The sequence below is a fragment of the Rhizobium sp. BK098 genome (assembly GCF_014193155.1).
Lineage (GTDB): Bacteria > Pseudomonadota > Alphaproteobacteria > Rhizobiales > Rhizobiaceae > Rhizobium.
In genome coordinates this window covers 277807-295335 of sequence record NZ_JACHYY010000002.1, presented here as the reverse complement: position 1 = coordinate 295335, position 17529 = coordinate 277807, and the positions used below count along the sequence as shown (strand labels likewise).

Genomic DNA, 17529 nt, shown 5'->3' with positions numbered 1-17529 from the left:
CGGCTGCGTGTGGCACGTTCGTTTTTGTCATTACGACAAGTGTGTTACATTTTTGTCACGTCTATCACTCTTCTGCGTTGTAAAAATTAGTTCGTCAGCCTTATTAACTTGCTGGAGCAAGCGCACGGGTTCAGTTTGGCGGCGAAGCTTATGGCTTCGCCCTGTTTTGAGGGAACAGTCAGGCTATGGAGGGGCACGTTGTTGTCTGCCGGGAGACTCCATCTCTGACGAATAGTCGAATGGAGATATCATGAACATCAAGAGCCTTCTTCTTGGCTCCGCCGCTGCTGTCGCTGCAGCAGGCGCTGGCCATGCCGCAGACGCCATTGTCGCCGCTCAACCCGAACCGCTTGAATATGTTCGCATCTGCGATGGATACGGCACAGGCTATTTCTATATTCCCGGCACGGAAACCTGCCTGAAGATCGGCGGCAAGGTTCGCACCGAAGGCGAGTGGTATGACGCCTATAATCCGCGCAGCAGGGTCGGCACCCTCTGGCACGAGCGTGTCGAGCTCAATGTCGATACCGCAACCGATACGGAATACGGTCCGCTGAAGACCAACACCATTTTCCGCTGGGAGTGGAACGATGGAGGCGCAACCAATTCCAAGCTGCTATTCGCCAACATCAGCCTCGGCGGCTTCACGGTCGGCAAGCTCGACTCTCAATACAATCTTTACGTGGGCTATGCCGGCGACGTCGTCAACGACGACGTGATCTATGACGGCCCGTACGAGCTCAATCAGTTGACCTATAAATACGAGCCAGACAATGGCTTCTCGGCTGTGATCTCCCTGGAAGATTCCAATTCGACCTCCGACGGCGAGGCCTCTTACGGTGCCGGCTGGTGGACGGATGACAAATCCAACCACTATGCTCCCGACGTCGTTGCCGGCCTTGGTTACAAGGCAGGCAACTGGGGCATCAAGGTTGTCGGCGGCTATGACTCGATCGTCGAGGAAGGTGCCATCAAGGCTCGTCTTGACGCCAAATTCGGTGGCGTCGAAGCCTTCCTGATGGGGGGCTGGAATACGGACGGCGACAAGCTGAACAAATATGCCGGCACCAACCAGGATATCTCGGCCTGCACGAAATCGAACGGCACCGTCAATGCCGCCAAATGTGGCTGGGGTGACTGGGCTGTCTGGGGCGGCGTCGGCGTTCCGGTCAACGATAAGCTTAAGTGGAACCTCCAGCTTGCCTATACCGAGTCCAAGATGTTCGAGGCGACCACGAACCTCAAGATCTATCCGGTGAAGGATTTCCTGGTCGAGCCGGAACTCACCTATGTGCATTACGATTACATCAAGGATGACACGGTCGCCGGCATCCTTCGTTTCGAGCGGAACTTCTGATCGAAAACGCTCCCCGGCCTGGATAGTGCGGGCCTGCTAATCGGAGATGGGCCTCGTCATCCAGCGAGGCCTTTTCATTTTGTGCTAACCCGCTATCCCGCTGTTAAGCACGATACGATCTCTGCGTGCAGTTTTACCATTATTCGGCGGATTTTCATCTTATGCTTGGTGGGGCCGGCTTGCTAAAGCTTACCTTTGGCTGTATTTCGCTTTCCCTAGGGTTGTATCTAAAATTGCCGGAGGGAACATGCGCATACGTGCCACAATGGCGGCGAGCCTCGTCGCTATATCAACCATTCTATCGAGCTGTCAGACACCGCAGGAATCGGCGATGAATGCGGAAATGACCTGCCAGTCGCAAGGGTTCCGTCCGGGAACGCAGCGTTACAATCGCTGTGTCGGCGCGACTTATCAATCCAATCGCGCCCAGGCGCAACAGGCTGAAAACCAGGCCGCCGCTTTGGCTGCCGCCGGCATCATCGGCGGCGTTCTCGTCGGCGCCGCCGTCAGCGACAATCACCACCATCGCGGCTATTACGGCCGCCCCTATTATCGCCGCTGCTATCGCTGCTGGTAAGTGTGATCTTTATCCGCACCATGCCAAGCTCCGTCAGCTCGCGCTGACGGAGTTTTCACGTCCGTGTCACAGCGGGCGGTTAGTCTGGCGGGCTCATTTCCTGGCGGTTGACGAGCTTCACGCTTCGGTCCGGCTGGACGATGTAGGTTTCAAGCACATCCTGGCCCCACTGGTTGGTGAAATGGTGCTGGAATTGCGAGCCAGGGGGTGAAAGTGTCAGCTTCATATGCGGTTGGCCGCCGTAGGTGATGCTGCCTGGAATGGGCTGCACCGTGTCCGTTGTGTTGCACGCGGCAAGCAGCGGTGCGCATATGATAAGAGCTAAGAGGGGCTTCATTGCCTTGACTTTCCGCGCACTTCCCACCTTGCGCAATCTGTCGCGCAACAAAGGCGGAAGGGCATCTATGAGTGTGGCTTCAAATCACTATATAGACATAATGACGGCGTGCTCCGCAGCAAGGTTTGCATGCAGATTTACTTCGCAGCGCCGCCGAATTTCGAAGGAGTCGCATATGTTTACGATTGCCAGATCGATAACTGCCGCTGGCTTTGGTCTTTTACTGGCGGCCGGCGCCGTCATGCCGGCGAATGCCATCACCATGCCGGCCCTGACCGTCCCTGCAACCGAACAGCCTGAGATCATCCAGATTCGCGATCACGGCCACGGTCATGGGCATCATCACCACCATAATCGTTGGCGCAGCGGCCACCGGCTGCACGGCTCGGACAGCTACTATGACGACGATTCGGACAGCGGCGTGCTTTTCAAATCGTTCGTGACCGGCACTCTGTTTAACGGCCAGCGCTCGCAGAGCTATTACGGTGCCCATACGCGTGACTGCGCAAGCCGCTACCGCTCGTATCGCGCCTCGGATAACACTTATCAGCCAAGCCATGGGCCGAGGCGGCTGTGCCGCTGAACGGCAACTTTTTCTGAGCAGGCTGCTACTTTTCGCTTGCGTCGGTAAACGCTAAACTCTAAACGAAACAAGCCGTTTCGGCAGGTCGGGGCGTAGCGCAGCCCGGTAGCGCACTTGACTGGGGGTCAAGGGGTCGCTGGTTCGAGTCCAGTCGCCCCGACCATTTATCTCCTTGAACTCCCAATCGAATTTTTGAAGATCAGCTACACCAGGATGTAGCCTGGCCGGTCCAGCGGCGTGCGAGGCCTTCCGACACCATCTGGTCCCCGAGCGAGCGCCCTGCGCGCATGGCAATGCGCAGCTTGCCGCCATTCGGGTCGTCGCGGCGGTTGCTGCCGGAAAGCACGAAGTTTCCATCGTTGAGAATGGCCTGCAGGCGAAGCTTTGCGGCCACGCCTCGCTGCTTTTCGCTGGGGCAGCGCGCGGTACCGGCGTCCGGGACGTCGATATCGGCCAGCTGGATTCTGATGCCGTCCTGCCAGAAAGTATTGCCGTCAACGACGCAATTGGTCCCCGAGCCGGCGCCGCAAAGCACGAAGCGGCCGCCGGACTGGGCTCGCAAGCTGGGTATGGGCCGTTCGACCGGTATCTTGTTGACCGGCATCGCCACCGGAATGGCGGCGGGCGGCACTGGCAGGGAAGATTCGGCTCGAGGCTCGGGTGTGATCGCCGCCATCTTTATCTGCGGCTTCGCAGCCGGCACCGGCGCGTCCCTAGCCATATGAGGCATGCCGGCAACTGCTCCGGCATGCGCCAGCATCGACGGCATATCCTTGCGATGCTGATAGGCGTAGAGGCCGGCTACCGTTGCCAGGCCGACAACGCCCCATAGCCACATCGAATTGCCCGCCTTGGACTGCGGCTTGCGCCGCGTGCGTCGTTTCGCTTTCGCCATGGTATCGTCCCTCAATTGTGAGGGGGATTATCGCCGCCATTTCTTACCGATCCGTTGGCTTTGGCGGAGATCATGAACTGCGATGGGCAAGGCTACTTCGCGGCCGCTGTCGGCGGCTTCAGTTTCACCGACATCGTCACCTGTCCATTGATGGAAAGTCTCGTGCCGCGATTGTCGAGATTGTTGACCGCGCTATTGCTCGACAGAGCACTGATCTCGCAGGCATCCGCAATGGTGTCGAGCAGGGTGGCGCAGCTGCCGGCCGCAATCTTGTAGAAGGATTTCAAGGCCTTCTCCTGCTGCTCCTCGCTGTCTCCATCCGCCACCGGATAGGAAATCGATATTCCGGATTGAACGGAAATATATCCTTCGGGCGGCTGGCGAGGATTGCGTAGCGGAAGGTTCGAGAAGTTTTGTGCGACGGCGGGCAGGGCCATCGTTGCCAGCGTCACGCCGAGAGCGGTTCGAATCAGAAATTTGGTCATCATTGTGCCTCCGTTTTTCCGCTTGTCGCATAGGCATATAAAGGCTCGGTGATGCCATAACTTAAAATTGTACCTTCGCTCGATTTTCCGTAAAATTTGCGAATCAGAAATACTTCGCGCCGAAATGCTTCCTTGCCAACCCAATACGCAAGGCGCATAGTCCAGCCTTATCGTCGGAAGTGAAACGGGTGCCGGCGAAGTACTGCGTGCTTTTGCCCGAGCGGACAACGAGACGCGCAAATGCTGGACACACCTATACATCCACGGGATTTGCCGCTGTTTTCGGACGATCTGGACCGTCTCGAGAAGGTACTGGACACCGTCTGCAAGGACCGTGGCATGAACCCTCGCAGCCTTGAGGCAGAGCGCCTCGGCGCGCTGATCATCCAGCTCTATCGCCAGGGCGTGAAGGATGACGCAAAGCTGCTCGCCCTTGCGCGGGCTTATTTCTGACACAGCTGCGGTTTTTTATGGCCGAAAATCTAATCGATTTAAGCTGATTTCACATAGCTGCAATGATGCATTGTGCCTGTTCTAAGCGGACAAGGTTCCTTATATTTGCTGCATTGCACAAAGAGATTCGATTTCTCGATATCACTGATTCTCGAAAGGAACAGTGCGCGCCAGCCAGTAGCGGGATAATACCGATCGCGGCTGACGTGGATGGAAAGGTCCATGATGAATTTTAAAGTTCCGAGCCGGCTTCGCCGCTTGCTTGTCGATTCCGCTGAGCTGCCGCGGCTCCAGTTTCCGATGACGCAGCCGCAATCTCAGCCGGCACGCCGTCGTGTTTCCACACGTCCTTCCGCCCAGCGGCTGACCGAAGTTCTGTGGTTCGGCCGCAATCCCGGCAATCTGCGCATGCTCGAATATGTGCCGCCGGGTGTAAAGGCGCCGATGCCGCTCGTTGTCGTTCTGCACGGCTGCCATCAGAATGCAGAGGATTTCGATCGCGCGAGCGGCTGGACGGCACTTGCCCGTCAGCATGGGTTTGCGGTGCTTTTTGCAGAGCAAAAGGCTTCGAACAATCCCAATCTCTGTTTCAACTGGTTTCGCCCGAGCCTGGTCACGCGCGATCGCGGTGAACTCGGCTCTATCAAAGAAATGATCGATTTCAGCCGCCGTCTGCATGCGATCGACGACAGCAGGGTTTTCGTCATGGGCCTCTCGGCTGGTGGTGCTATGGCCGCCGCATTGCTCGCGACCTATCCGGAGCTGTTTGCCGCGGGTGCCATCATCGGCGGTCTGCCTTTCGGCGCTGCCAGGGACGCCATGTCGGCGCTCGACGTTATGAAGCGCGGCTCAAGCCGCCCGGCCGAAAAATGGGGCGAGCTTGTGGGCGAAGTGTCGCCCGATGCCGCTCGCTTTCCGGTGGTTTCCATCTGGCATGGCGACGCCGACGAGGTAGTATCCTTTGCCAATGCGGAGGCCTCCGTTGCGCAATGGCTTGCCGCACGCGAGCGTCCGCGCACCAAGGGTCGGCTGCGTCTCTTCGAGGGCGGCGAACGGCGCGAGTGGCGCGACGACTACGGTCATCTGATTTTGGAACTGGTGACGCTGACCGACCTCGGGCATGGCCTGCCGGTCGGCTCGATAGTTGAAGGTTGGGAACCGGCCAACGATACTGAACGCTACATCTTGCCGGCTGCGCTGTCGGCGCCTGAAGAGCTTGTCAAAAGCTGGAAGCTTGGAGCCTGAGGCAGATAAGCGAAATCGTGCAGCTGTCTCACGTCCGGAATTGCTGGAAACAAAGAGGTCAAGCGGTTCGGAGCCTGCGCAAAAAGCTGATCCGCTCTGGAGGTCGCAACCCTGCCTCAGCCCTCAATCGTCATTGGTGGCATTCAGGTTCTCAGGCCGAATGCCATCATCGTCGGACCAGTGCTTGAAGCGAATGCCGGGGCCGCCCGGGCCGTCGCTGCCACCAGCGAGGAAAATCACGCCATGGTTCTCGAGGACGGAGCGGATTGCCGCAAGCGCTCTCATGTCCGCCGAACTGCCCTCTGTTTCCAAGGCTTCGATCGTCGAAGCCGGTAGTTTGCTCTCACTGGCAAGCGTCTCCACCGTCAGTCCGAGCATGGCGCGCGCGCCGCGCAATTGTGCTGAAGTAATCATGAGTTAAGTCTATCGCATCGGCTCGAAAAGCGGAACCGATTTCGCACGAAAATCCGATGCGAGTTTAGAGGGCCGACGCGCTTTTCTTCCGGCCTTTGATTGCATCGCTAAAGTGGGAACTTGCCAGTTCCAGCGGGGCGGGGAAGGGTTGACCGAGCAGGTCGTAATAGATCTTCTCGGTCGAATGGGCCATGCCGGCAAGCGTATAGCCATCCTTGCGGCGACGAGCTTCAGCGGTGAAACTTGCAAGCCGTGCCGGGTCAGCAAGCCTCGCCATCGCGGCCGCCAATGCTTCAGGATCATCGCTGTTTGGCACGATATAACCGTTTCTGCCATGTTCCAGCACCGTGCGCGCGCCCCCGACATCGGCGAGCAGCAGCGGCTTGCCTGCGGCAGCCGCTTCCAGCATCACATAGGACATAGCTTCGTAGCGGCTGGGCATGACGACGACATCGACGGCGTCTATGGCGGTCACACCACGCACGCTGCCATCGACGCGGGCACGATCTTCAAGCCCGGCTGCCCTGATCATCTCTCTTGTTGTATCGGCGAGCTCGCCGATCCCGATCATCAGCAGATGCGCTTGCGGTAAGTGGGGTGCTATCCGCGCAAAAGCTTCGACCAGGCGCTCCGGCGCCTTCTGTCGCGTCATCCGTCCGACAAAGCCGAAGAGCAGGGCGTCCTGTGGAATGCCATAGCGTCTGCGGATGGCGGTCCGCTGGCTGATGGGCCGCGCGTTTACGCCGTTGACGACGACGCGCAGTCGTTTTTCCGGGATGCCGACCGACAGGGCATGATCATATTCGTCCTGGGAAACGCAGATCAGCCGATCCGTCAAAAAAGTCCCGAGAAGACGCTCGATGCCGCCATAGATCAGGCGGCCTTTCGAACCCAGCGTCGGGTCCATGGTGCGAAAGGCATGCGGTGTGTAAAGAACAGGCACATGCCGCCCCGGCAGCCGCAAGCGCGTGAGAGCGCCAGCCTTGGAGCTGTGACCGTGGATCAGATCGAACGGCCCGTGAATCGCGGCGAGCTTGCGGAGCTGCCACCATGCCGTCAGGTCCCAGGGGCCGGGAGCGCGCCGCATGGCAAGCGGAATGACATTGTCCAGGCCCATATTTTCCAGCTCAGCGACGAAGGCGGGCTCGGCACGCACCGGGGAATAGATGGCGGTCACGAAGTGGCCGCGATGCTGCATGGCCCGGCACAGATCGAGAAAATGTCGCCCGGAGCCGCCGCCGCTCGGTTCGAGAACCTGCAGCAACGACAGGCGTTTGACGTTGGTGCGAATGTTCACCGCGCAGCTTCCCTTCTGCTCAAGTCACGCTGATATTTCTGCTCCAGGGCGCCGCAGCCCCAGACGATGCCGATCAGCATGTAAAGATGGCGCCAATGGTCGGTATCGATGACGTTGCCGATGCCGACATGGCCGAGAATGACGATCCAGGCGATCATCAGGTAGGGCTGCCAGGGACGCTCCCTCAGCAGGTTGCGGAAGCCGATATAGATGGTCCAGCAGATCATGCTGACCCAGCAGAAGAAGCCGAGCCAGCCATAGGTCGTCAGCGTCTTCAGCCAAGTATTGTGCTCGTCTTCTTCGAACATCTGGCCGAAAACCAGCGGCCCTATGCCGAACGGCCGCTCCATCGACAGAGAGAAGCCCAGACTATGGCGCTCGAAGCGGCCGAGATGTCCGCCGTCATATTCCTGCACCAGCTGCAGGCGCGTGGAAAACAGGTCGCTGACCTGCGGAAACTGCAGCGCAATGACGAGCAGGACGACCATGAGGATGATCGCCGTCAGCGACATCACCAGGATGCGCAGCCGGAACTTGTTGCTGCGGTGCTTCAACAGCATGCAGAAGATCAGCATCGCCGAGGAGAAGGCAAACAGAGCCCAGGCTGCGCGCGAAAAGGACAGGAAGATGCCGAAGGCCAGGACGAGAAGGCATGCCGCTTTGATGGGAGCCTTTTTCAAATCGCCGACCAAAAGGCCGTGGACCAGATAGAGACCAGGTGCTGCCAGATAGGGCCCGAAGACATTCGGATCCTGGAAGGCGCCCTTGGCACGATCATAGAGGGTGAAGATGTCGAAGCCGGGAACGGCATGAAAATAGCCGAGGATACCGAGGCTGGCAGTGATCAGCGCCGCCACCACCCACGTATTGAAAATCAGCTTCAGCCGTCGTTCGCTATCTTCGATGATGGCCGCGTAGAAGATTGAGCTCAACGCAAGGAAGGTGGAAACGGCAATGTAGATGGGGCCACCGAGATGGTTACCGGCGGCGAGGTCATGCATCTGCGTGATCGAGAGCATCCCGCCGACATTGAACGTCAGGAACAAGGCCAGAAGCGGCGCGACGCTGCGCGAGATTTTCAGCCCGAGAATGAACCATGTGCCGATCAAAAAGGCGAGCCACAGCTCGTAGGGCGCGGGTTCCGCGATGACGAAGCCCGACAGGAATACGCCCACAGCAACGCTCGCCGTGCCTATCAGTCGCAATGCAACAAGCTGCGGCTGCGCGACGCGGGGTGATGGCAGGTCGATCGCGCTCAATATGCATTTTCCGTATTGAGCAGACGGAATGGCGTCAGGAACAGGATTTTCAGATCGAACAGCAGCGACCAGTTCTCGATATAGTAGAGATCGTAGGCCGTGCGGAACTTGATCTTGTCGTCGCTGTCGATCTCGCCACGCCAGCCGTTGATCTGCGCCCAGCCGGTCACGCCCGGCTTTACGCGATGGCGCGCGAAGTAACCTTCGACCACGTCGGCATAGGTGCGGTTATGGCTGGCGGCAAGCACGGCATGCGGCCGCGGGCCGACGAGCGAGAGGCTTCCGAGCAGCACGTTGAAGAGCTGCGGCAACTCGTCGATCGACGTCTTGCGGATGAAGCGGCCGACGGGGGTCACGCGCGGGTCGTTCTTGGTCACGGCATTGCGAGCCGACGGATCGCTCATATGCGTGTACATCGAGCGGAACTTGAACACGTTGATGATCTCATTGTTGAACCCGTGGCGCTTCTGCATGAAGAACACTGGTCCCCTCGATGTCGCCTTCACGGCAATCGCAGCCCCCAGCATGATCGGCCAGACAAGGGCGAGCGCGACCACGCTGAAGAAGATGTCGAAGATGCGCTTGGCAACGCCATCCCAGTCCCGGATCGGCTTGTTGAAGATGTCGAGCATCGGCACGGCGCCGACATGCGAATAGGCGCGGGGGCGGAAGCGCAGCTTGTTGGCATGCGCCGCCAGTCTGATGTCGACGGGCAGCACCCAAAGCATTTTCAGCAATTGCAGAATGCGGTCTTCGGCGCTGATTGGCAGCGCGATGATCAGCATGTCGATGCGCACGAGCCGCGCGAACTCGACCAATTCCGCTACCGTGCCGAGTTTCGGATAGCCGGCCACCATAATGGGAGAACGCTTTTCGCCACGATCGTCGAAGATGCCGCAGATACGGATATCGTTGTCCGGCTGATGTTCGAGGGCGCGAATGAGTTCCTTTGCCGGTTCGCCGCCGCCGACGATGACGGCGCGCCGCTCCATGACGCCGTTGCGGGCCCAGTGGCGAATGCCATAAGCGAAGAGTAGGCGTGCCACGAGAAGGAAGCCTGCGCCGGCTGCGAACCACAGACCGAGGAGGGGGAGAGAATAGATATTATTGATGTCGAATGGGATCAGGGCGATGACCATGACCGCAAACGCCGCCGCCCAAGCCCCGAGAATCCTGTGCAGATAATGGTGAGGCGAGCGCAGAACCGGGATCTGATAGGCATCCGCAATCTGCAGGAAGGCAATGGCGAGGCCGCAGAGTGCGAGCGTCACCACGCCCTTCGACAGGAAGGGATGATTGCCCGATGTGCCGAAAAGGAGAATTGCAAGCCCGAATGCGAGTAGCGATAGAAATTCGAACAACCGGTATTGTCCGACGATGATGGACGGGGACTGGTTGGTTTCGCGAAACTGTTCGGCGATTTGGCGCGCATAGATATTCATTCCGCCGGGACGATCGCCCGGCGTTTCGCCGGCACCGCGCGTGCGGATTTCCGAAACCTGCTTGCGAAGATTGTCCAAGTTGAGCTGCTCGGACTTTTCGGTAGTGTTCATGACAGCTTATCCGATCGTTATCGGACAAGGCCTACCAGATATCAGCTAAGAAACACTTACAACACTTGGCTGTATTCTAACCGTCGCTATCCAGGCCAAGTATATTTTGATACAGGTGCAAAGTATCCCGTGCCATGGCTGAGGCGGAAAAAATCGACCGGATCGTCCCGATATCGGGCATGTTGCGAGCGCCCCATAGCGGTTCTGTGATCGCTTCAGCCATGATGCGTGAGAGGTCGTCGGCATCTTCCGGTTTGGCGAGTGCGGGATTGTTATCGCCAAGCGCTTCCGCAACGCCGCCGACCCGCGAAGCAATCACGGTCTTCCCGGCTGCGAGTGCTTCCAGAACGATATAAGGCATGGCTTCGGCGCGCGAGGGAACCACGACATTCTGGGACACCGCAAAGGCTTCCTGCACGCGCATGGCCGGCAGAATTCCAATCCGGTGACCAAGACCCCGCTCGACCATCATCCGGTGATATTTGTCTCTGTCCGGCCCGTCGCCGATCATCAGAGCGGAAAGCGGCCTGCCGATCCGCCGTTCCGTTTTCGCAAAGGCGTCAACGAATAGATCGGGACCTTTGAGGTCCCGCAGCATGCCGATATAGACGAAGTGCACGGAGTCCGATCGTGTCGGTATGATGCGGAAATCTCTTTCGCTGATGCCGTTATAGATCATAACCGAGCGGGTGCGCGGTTTGCCGATCTTTGCTTCATAGGTGCGGCGTTCGAAATCGCAAATGAAGATTAGCCCGTCGGTCAAAAATTCCAGCATCCGTTCCAGACTATGGACAAGTACGCCCTGGAAGGAGCGACGGGGAAAATGCAGGCTTCCGCCATGTGCGGTGTAAAGGCGGGCTACGCGATACCTGTTGACCCGCAGGATCGAGCCGAGAACGCGCGCAAGCAGGCCGCCCTTGGCGCCGTGCCCGTGCAGCACATCTGGCCGCAAACTCTTGATTTCCTTGTAGCTGCTCCAAAGTGTCGTGGCATCCGTAAGGGTAATTTGCCGCCGGATCGGCAGGCGAACGATGCCGAGAGCGAGGAAGGGTGCTATGTCGTCGAACAGGCGATCCTCATGCTCGCCGCCCGTCAAGCTGTCGCAAAGTATGCCGACCTCGTGCCCCGCCTTGCTCTGTTCCTCCGCCAGATCCCGGACATGGCGGAAGACCCCGCCGACCGGCGACCTAAAGCAATGAAGGATTCGAAGCGGTCGGGTCATGAGCGGTCGCGGTTAGAACAACCGCTCTCTGACATAGATGGTGTCGCCCGCTAGCACCGGATCGGAAATGCCGACCCGTCCAGTCATGACATGACCGTTGATCTTGCGGGTGACATCCGCGTTGGATTGGTTGGCCCGGCTGGTGAACCCGCCTGCGACCGCGATGGCATTCTGGATGGTCATGCCCGGCACATAGGAATATTGGCCCGGCTGGCCGACTTCACCCATGATGTAGACGGAGCGATAGCGGTCGATATCGATGGTGACGTCGGGATCGCGAATATACCCCTGGCGAAGTTTCTGCGCGATCTGGCCGGAGAGCTGCTGCAGCGTGCGACCGCGGGCAGCGACCTGGCCGATCAGCGGGAAGGCGATATAGCCGGCTTGGTCAACAGTATAGGTGTTGGTCAAGCCGGCTTGGTCGAACACGGTCACGCGCAACCGGTCGCCGCTATCAAGGGTATAGGGCTGGATCGTGGCCTCGTTGAAGGCCTTGGGAGCCGGTTGATAGGTGTTGCAGCCGGTGAGCGCGGCGCTCACGGCAGCCATGCCGAGGGCAAGGACAATCTTTGGCTTTGCGAAGGGCATTTCGCGCTCATTAGAAAGGGAAGGACACTGCTGTCGTTATCGATCCGTTAGGGTTAACGGTCGGTAAAGAGTAAATGAAAATCCGGGAAAAAATTAGCGACATCAAAAATAATGCTGGCGAAATACTATTAACGCTTGGGTTACTATAGTCGTTTACGATTAATTCCGGCTTTCTATTACGGAGTTTTGCATATGTCCGGTGTCAACAGCACCCAGCAGGATGTGGACATCGATCTCGCTCAGCTCTTTCGCGCTGTGTGGCAGCGGCGGGTGCGTGTCATCGCCATCACGCTGGCCGGCGCGTGCGCGGCATTTGCCATTGCCAAGGTCATGGCGCCGGAATATCGCAGCGAGGCCCGCATCCTCATCGAGCAGCGTGCGCCGGCCTTCGCAACGACGACGTCTGGCAATGATGCCGGCGCCGGACCTCTGCTGGACGAGCTGAACATTGCCAGCCAAGTGCAGATCCTGCAGTCGGCAGATCTGGTGAAACAGGTCATCACCAATCTCAAGCTCTACGATCGGCCGGAATTCGCCGCCGGCAACAATAGTTCCGCGATCTCGGATATCCTGATCAAGCTGCATCTGAGACAGCCGGCGGCAGATAAGGCACCGGAAGAACGGATGCTGGACGCCTTCACCAGTCGCCTGCAGGTCTATCAGATCAACAGCTCGCGCGTGATCGGTATCAGCTTCACGTCCCGCAATCCGGATCTTGCCGCCAGCGTGCCGAATGCCATGGCGCAGGTCTATTTGTCGATGCAGAGCGGAGCCAAGCTCGATTCCAACAGCGAGGCGACCCGCTGGCTGGAGCCGGAGATCGCCAAGCTGCGCGACAAGGTCAGCGAGGCCGAAAAGAAGGTTGCCGATTATCGTTCCGCCAACGGGCTTCTGCAGACCAGCCAGAACAGCAATTTCGCCACGCAGCAGCTTGCAGATATTTCGACGCAGCTGGCGCAGGTGCGCGGCGACAGGGCCAATGCTGAGGCGAGGGCGCAGGCGGTGCGCAGTGCGCTGTCCAGCGGCCGCTCCACGGATACGCTTGCCGATGTCGCGGGATCGCAGGCAATTCAGCGGCTGAAGGCGACCCAGTCGAACCTGGAGTCGCAGATCTCCGATCTCTCCACGACGCTAATGGATGGACATCCGCGACTGAAGAGCCTGCGGGCGCAGCTCGCCGATATCCGTCAGCAGATCGAGCGCGAGACGCAGAGGATTCTGGCAAGCATCGAGAATGAAGCGAAGGTGGCGCAACTGCGCGAGCAGCAGCTCCTCGCCCAATCCAACACGCTGAAGGCCGACAGCGCCCGGGCAGGGGAGGACGAAGTCGGCCTCAACGCGCTGGAACGTGAAGCTACGGCCGAGCGGCAATTGCTCGAGACCTATCTCGCCCGTTATCGTGAGGCGGCCTCTCGCGTCGACAAGAATTCCAGCCCTGCCGATGCGCGCATCGTTTCCACGGCGGTTGAGCCGGTCGATCCCTCTTTCCCCAAGGTCGGCCCGATCGTCGTCGTCGCAACTCTTGCCACCTTTCTCCTGACGGCCATCGTCATCATGCTTTCGGAGCTGTTCAGCGGCCGCGCGTTGCGGCCTGTCGGTTCTGCCCGCAAAGAAGATGCCGCCGTGCTGGAGATAGCGAAGCGTGCTCAAACCGTCCCCGCTCCGGCTCCGGTTCGGCCAGTCACGCCAGCAAGCAGTGTCGAGGCGCCCACAAGCATGCTCTCGGTCCCAGCAGAAGAGATCCCGGTTCACGTCGCGAACACCGCAGTTGCTCCGGAGGCAGCAATTGCCTTGGGTACCGCAATCGCTCCGGATCACGAGCCGAAGCAGGCCGTCCAGGCTGCGGATGAAGAGGAGGATTTCTCCATTCAATCCGTCGCCGACTATCTGATCGACAGCGGCTCTCGACTTGCTATCGCGATATCTCCGACCGGTGACAATGGTTCGACAGCGACTGTGATGCTGGCGCGGACCATCGCCGATGCAGGCTGCCGCATCGTGCTGGTCGACATGACCGGCACAGGATGCCCCTCGAAGCTGATGGCCGAGCACGACGAACTTCCCGGTGTAACCGATCTGCTATGCAGTGAAGCGGCCTTTGGCGATACGATCCATCCGGATCGCCTGTCGGATGCCCATATCGTGCCCCAGGGCATGAGCGATCTTGCGCGCGCCATGCGGGGTGCCGACCGCCTGTCACTGATCCTCGATGCCCTGAACTCGGCCTATGACATCGTTCTGGTGGAATGCGGGGCGGCCGAGGTCTCCGGTGTCGCGCGGCTGACGCGCAGCAAGGAGACGGAAATCGTCCTCTCCATGCCGGAGCCGGATGAAAGCCAGTTCATTGCAGCCATGACGGAATTCCAAAAGGCCGGCTACGAACACATCATCCTGATGTCCGGCTGGCGCGAGGAGCACGATCCGGATACACGCCGGGACGCCGCCTGATCAATCTGTGTCGCCGCCATCAGCCGCTGGCGCGCCAGCCGCATGTCTCGCCCGCAGCCGCTGGATAAGGGAATAGAGCCTTCTATTGGACTTGATCGCCACTTTCGTTCGCGTCATGCTCCGGCTCGCCATTGCCGCAAGGCGTCCCACGCCTGAGACCGGCAGGAAAAGATCATGCTGCACAGTTTCCATTGGACACCAGGAACGCTTGTAGGTCTGGTCGCCGATGCCGAAGTCGAAGAGGGCGACGCCTTCGCGATGCAGCCGCTCGATCATCAGCCAGAACAGCAATTCGCCGGGGCTTGCGTCAGCAACCACAGCCTCGTCGATGGAAGCAAACTGGCAGATGACGTGGTCCCCCTTGCGGGAGAGGGCGGCGATGGCTGGAATATGGCCCTCATGCTCGCCTTTCAGCCGGAGCGCATGCATCTGAAGTGTCGCGCCGATGCCATCGCTGTGGCGTCGGTGTAACATGGCGTGCAGCGCAGCCTTGATCCGGGCATCCTTGAACGCGTCAGGCAAGCCGGCATCCTTGAAGCGGGTCGCCTTCTGTCGGAAGAAAAGATCGAGAAGCGCATCTTGCTGGTCGGGACCGGCAATCAGATATTCATAACCGCCTCTTGCGTCGAGAAGCCGGCTCTGATGCTTGAACTTCTTGCGACGGCGCTTGGCATTCACCTGCTTCAGGCTCGCTTCGAAACTGCCGAGGAAGGGCAGCTGAAAAGCACGGTTCTGGTTTTCGATCGTCGTCAGCGAGGCGAGGGGGCTTTTGCGCCCCCGCCATTCGAGCGGGATATTGCGCAGGATGACGACGTCCACCTTGCCGCGCAAAGCCGCGGATATGGCGTTCACCTGAACGGAGGTCAGTGGACCGTCCGCCAGGAGCCGGGCTGAAAACAGACCGGTATTAATATTGTTGTGGTGGCCTCCGATGAACTCGGCTCGTCTTATCCCGTGACTGCGGATGATCTCGAGCGGCAGGATGAAGGCGACGTGACTTCCGATGGAGCCCCTGACGATGGCGAGAGAGCGTTTGAGGTTCTCCGCCCATGCTGCACACCAGTCATAGCTCTGATGCAGCGAGTTGAGGTCGTCCTGTTCCAGCGCGCGCCATTCGGCTTCAAGCGGTGCCATGCTGTCGAAGATGTCGACCTGCAGATGAACGGTGGGTGCAGGCTCCATCTCGATCGACGCAATCTGCTCACCGGTTGCGGCGGTGATGCTGGCGATATCTCGCGTCTGGGTCTGCATCCGATCTTCTCCGCTCCGGCGGTATTCGGACGCAGTCTGGCGGCCAACGGCTTATTTTTGGCTTAATATGAGACATTCGCGCGGGATAAGGCACGGATCAAGGTTAGCCTAATGTAAAATCGCGTCGGGGCGAGCGCTATTGCGGGCGTGGCCCGGCCATCCACTTGATGATGCCCATTGCCGGCAGCACCCAGATGATGCCGCTGAGAAAGAAATACAGGAAATGTGCCCAGCCGGGTTGATCTGCGAGCGTTCGCACTGCAACGATCATGGCGACGATCGCATAGATTGCAACCAGCAGCACGAGCAAGATCATGCCAATGAATTTGCGCAGGCGAAGGGGCACGGGGTTTTCTCCTCATTATGACAACATGCCGCGACGGCATGCCGCAAACTCCCGGGACTTGTTTTGCACGCCCCTATCGGGCAAATCAACAGCCTGATCGAAGGGAGAAGCCATGGCTGCCACTAATTTCACGACCGAACAGGCAATTTTGAAGGAAGTGGCCCGTCAGGACCGCAATCGCCGCGCCATCCGCATCTGGCTCGCCTGCGTGCTTCTGGTTCTCTTCGCTCTCGTGCTGGTGGGTGGTGCGACGCGCCTCACCAATTCCGGCCTGTCGATCACGCAATGGCAGCCGATCCACGGTGTCATCCCGCCGCTGAATGCGCAGGAATGGCAAGACGAATTCGATCTCTACAAGCGTATTCCGCAATTCCAGATCCTGAACAAGGATATGACGGTCGAGGAGTTCAAGAGCATCTTTTGGTGGGAGTGGGCGCATCGCCTGCTGGCGCGCACCATCGGCGTCATTTTCGGCCTGCCGCTGCTGTTCTTCGTCCTGACCGGCCGCGTCGAGCGCAAGCTCTGGCTGCCGCTTGCCGGCATTTTCGTGCTCGGTGGCCTTCAAGGTGCGATCGGCTGGTGGATGGTCTCCTCGGGGCTGGAAGCACGCACCGACGTCAGCCAGTACCGGCTTGCCACCCATCTCGTCACCGCCTGTCTGATCTTTGCCGCCTGCATGTGGTTCATGCGCGCCCTGTCGCCGCATTCGAACGAGCCGCCGCCAACTCGCCATTCGGCAAAGCTCGCCGGTTTGATCGCCTTCATGGCCTTGTTTCAGATCTATCTTGGCGCGCTCGTCGCCGGTCTCGATGCAGGCCTCAGCTACAATACCTGGCCGCTGATGGATGGAGCCGTCGTGCCCAGCGATCTCTTCATACAGTCACCGGGCTGGATCAATTTCTTCGAGAATCCGAAGATGGTCCAGTTCGTTCACCGTCTCGGTGCCTATGCGCTCTTCGCCATCGTCGCCATCAATATGATCATCTCGCTGCGCGCCGCGGCGCAAACGACGCATGCGCGCCGGTCCGTCGTTCTCTTCGTGCTTGTGCTGATCCAGGCGATCCTCGGCATTTCGACGCTGCTGCTGCATGTGCCGTTGGATTTGGCCCTGGCGCATCAGGCCGGCGCCCTGATCGTCTTCGGCTTCGCGATTGCCAACTGGCGCGGTTTCTATGGTGAACTGCCGCGCCAGACATCGATCGTCGTGAGAGATTGAGGC

18 protein-coding genes and 1 tRNA gene are annotated in these 17529 nt (G+C 59.3%); 8 read left to right on the top strand and 11 right to left on the bottom strand.

The window, feature by feature from the left end:
• The first annotated feature begins 250 nt into the window (after positions 1-250).
• Positions 251-1357, top strand: coding sequence for a porin (locus tag FHT73_RS06290; protein ID WP_183710408.1), 1107 nt, complete (start codon positions 251-253; stop codon positions 1355-1357).
• Between the two features lie 247 nt (positions 1358-1604).
• Complete coding sequence (locus FHT73_RS06285; RefSeq protein WP_069616257.1) at positions 1605-1934, top strand: hypothetical protein; 330 nt, start codon at positions 1605-1607, stop codon at positions 1932-1934.
• 79 nt (positions 1935-2013) lie between these two features.
• Here the strand turns inward: FHT73_RS06285 and FHT73_RS06280 are convergent, their stop codons facing one another.
• Positions 2014-2271, bottom strand: a complete 258-nt coding sequence (locus tag FHT73_RS06280) for a hypothetical protein (protein ID WP_112337853.1) — start codon at positions 2269-2271, stop codon at positions 2014-2016.
• 175 nt (positions 2272-2446) lie between these two features.
• On the opposite strand from FHT73_RS06280, the gene FHT73_RS06275 reads away from it, so the two are divergent.
• Together FHT73_RS06275 and FHT73_RS06270 are read left to right on the top strand one after the other, a co-directional pair.
• The gene (locus tag FHT73_RS06275) at positions 2447-2854 is read left to right on the top strand and encodes a BA14K family protein (RefSeq protein WP_183710406.1); all 408 of its coding nucleotides are present in this window, start codon (positions 2447-2449) and stop codon (positions 2852-2854) included.
• A gap of 86 nt (positions 2855-2940) precedes the next feature.
• Positions 2941-3017, top strand: a tRNA-Pro gene (locus tag FHT73_RS06270).
• 36 nt (positions 3018-3053) lie between these two features.
• Here the strand turns inward: FHT73_RS06270 and FHT73_RS06265 are convergent.
• Positions 3054-3749: a thermonuclease family protein gene (locus tag FHT73_RS06265; protein WP_183710404.1), complete on the bottom strand. Its 696-nt coding sequence runs from the start codon at positions 3747-3749 to the stop codon at positions 3054-3056.
• Positions 3750-3841: 92 nt separating this feature from the next.
• The gene (locus tag FHT73_RS06260; RefSeq protein ID WP_246712057.1) at positions 3842-4234 is read right to left on the bottom strand and encodes a hypothetical protein; all 393 of its coding nucleotides are present in this window, start codon (positions 4232-4234) and stop codon (positions 3842-3844) included.
• Positions 4235-4474: 240 nt separating this feature from the next.
• Between FHT73_RS06260 and FHT73_RS06255 the strand changes: the two genes are divergently transcribed.
• Entirely contained in the window at positions 4475-4687 is a 213-nt protein-coding gene (locus FHT73_RS06255) for a hypothetical protein (protein WP_015339447.1), read from the top strand.
• A 222-nt stretch (positions 4688-4909) separates the two neighbouring features.
• Entirely contained in the window at positions 4910-5932 is a 1023-nt protein-coding gene (locus FHT73_RS06250; RefSeq protein WP_246712058.1) for a PHB depolymerase family esterase, read from the top strand.
• Between the two features lie 123 nt (positions 5933-6055).
• On the opposite strand, the gene FHT73_RS06245 is transcribed toward FHT73_RS06250, so the two are convergent.
• The 6 genes from FHT73_RS06245 to FHT73_RS06220 form a co-directional block, all read right to left on the bottom strand.
• Positions 6056-6346, bottom strand: coding sequence for a helix-turn-helix domain-containing protein (locus tag FHT73_RS06245; RefSeq protein WP_015339449.1), 291 nt, complete (start codon positions 6344-6346; stop codon positions 6056-6058).
• 64 nt (positions 6347-6410) lie between these two features.
• Positions 6411-7643, bottom strand: a complete 1233-nt coding sequence (locus FHT73_RS06240) for a glycosyltransferase family 4 protein (protein ID WP_183710402.1) — start codon at positions 7641-7643, stop codon at positions 6411-6413.
• Positions 7640-8902: an O-antigen ligase family protein gene (locus FHT73_RS06235; RefSeq protein WP_112607215.1), complete on the bottom strand. Its 1263-nt coding sequence runs from the start codon at positions 8900-8902 to the stop codon at positions 7640-7642. Before FHT73_RS06235 ends, FHT73_RS06240 begins: the two co-directional genes overlap by 4 nt.
• Entirely contained in the window at positions 8899-10455 is a 1557-nt protein-coding gene (locus FHT73_RS06230; protein ID WP_112607213.1) for an undecaprenyl-phosphate glucose phosphotransferase, read from the bottom strand. Before FHT73_RS06230 ends, FHT73_RS06235 begins: the two co-directional genes overlap by 4 nt.
• A gap of 76 nt (positions 10456-10531) precedes the next feature.
• Complete coding sequence (locus tag FHT73_RS06225) at positions 10532-11677, bottom strand: glycosyltransferase family 4 protein (RefSeq protein WP_183710400.1); 1146 nt, start codon at positions 11675-11677, stop codon at positions 10532-10534.
• A gap of 12 nt (positions 11678-11689) precedes the next feature.
• Complete coding sequence (locus tag FHT73_RS06220; RefSeq protein WP_112337566.1) at positions 11690-12265, bottom strand: polysaccharide biosynthesis/export family protein; 576 nt, start codon at positions 12263-12265, stop codon at positions 11690-11692.
• Positions 12266-12457: 192 nt separating this feature from the next.
• Between FHT73_RS06220 and FHT73_RS06215 the strand changes: the two genes are divergently transcribed.
• Positions 12458-14713 carry a Wzz/FepE/Etk N-terminal domain-containing protein gene (locus FHT73_RS06215; RefSeq protein ID WP_183710398.1) on the top strand — a complete coding sequence of 752 codons (2256 nt, stop codon included), beginning with the start codon at positions 12458-12460 and terminating at the stop codon, positions 14711-14713.
• Here FHT73_RS06215 and FHT73_RS06210 read toward each other — a convergent pair whose 3' ends face one another.
• Both FHT73_RS06210 and FHT73_RS06205 read right to left on the bottom strand, forming a co-directional pair.
• The gene (locus FHT73_RS06210) at positions 14714-15964 is read right to left on the bottom strand and encodes a GNAT family N-acetyltransferase (RefSeq protein ID WP_183710396.1); all 1251 of its coding nucleotides are present in this window, start codon (positions 15962-15964) and stop codon (positions 14714-14716) included.
• A gap of 136 nt (positions 15965-16100) precedes the next feature.
• A complete protein-coding gene (locus tag FHT73_RS06205) occupies positions 16101-16310 on the bottom strand; it encodes a DUF2842 domain-containing protein (protein WP_183710394.1) in 210 nt (69 codons plus the stop codon).
• A gap of 112 nt (positions 16311-16422) precedes the next feature.
• Between FHT73_RS06205 and FHT73_RS06200 the strand changes: the two genes are divergently transcribed.
• Positions 16423-17526, top strand: coding sequence for a COX15/CtaA family protein (locus tag FHT73_RS06200; RefSeq protein ID WP_112337563.1), 1104 nt, complete (start codon positions 16423-16425; stop codon positions 17524-17526).
• Positions 17527-17529 lie beyond the last annotated feature (3 nt).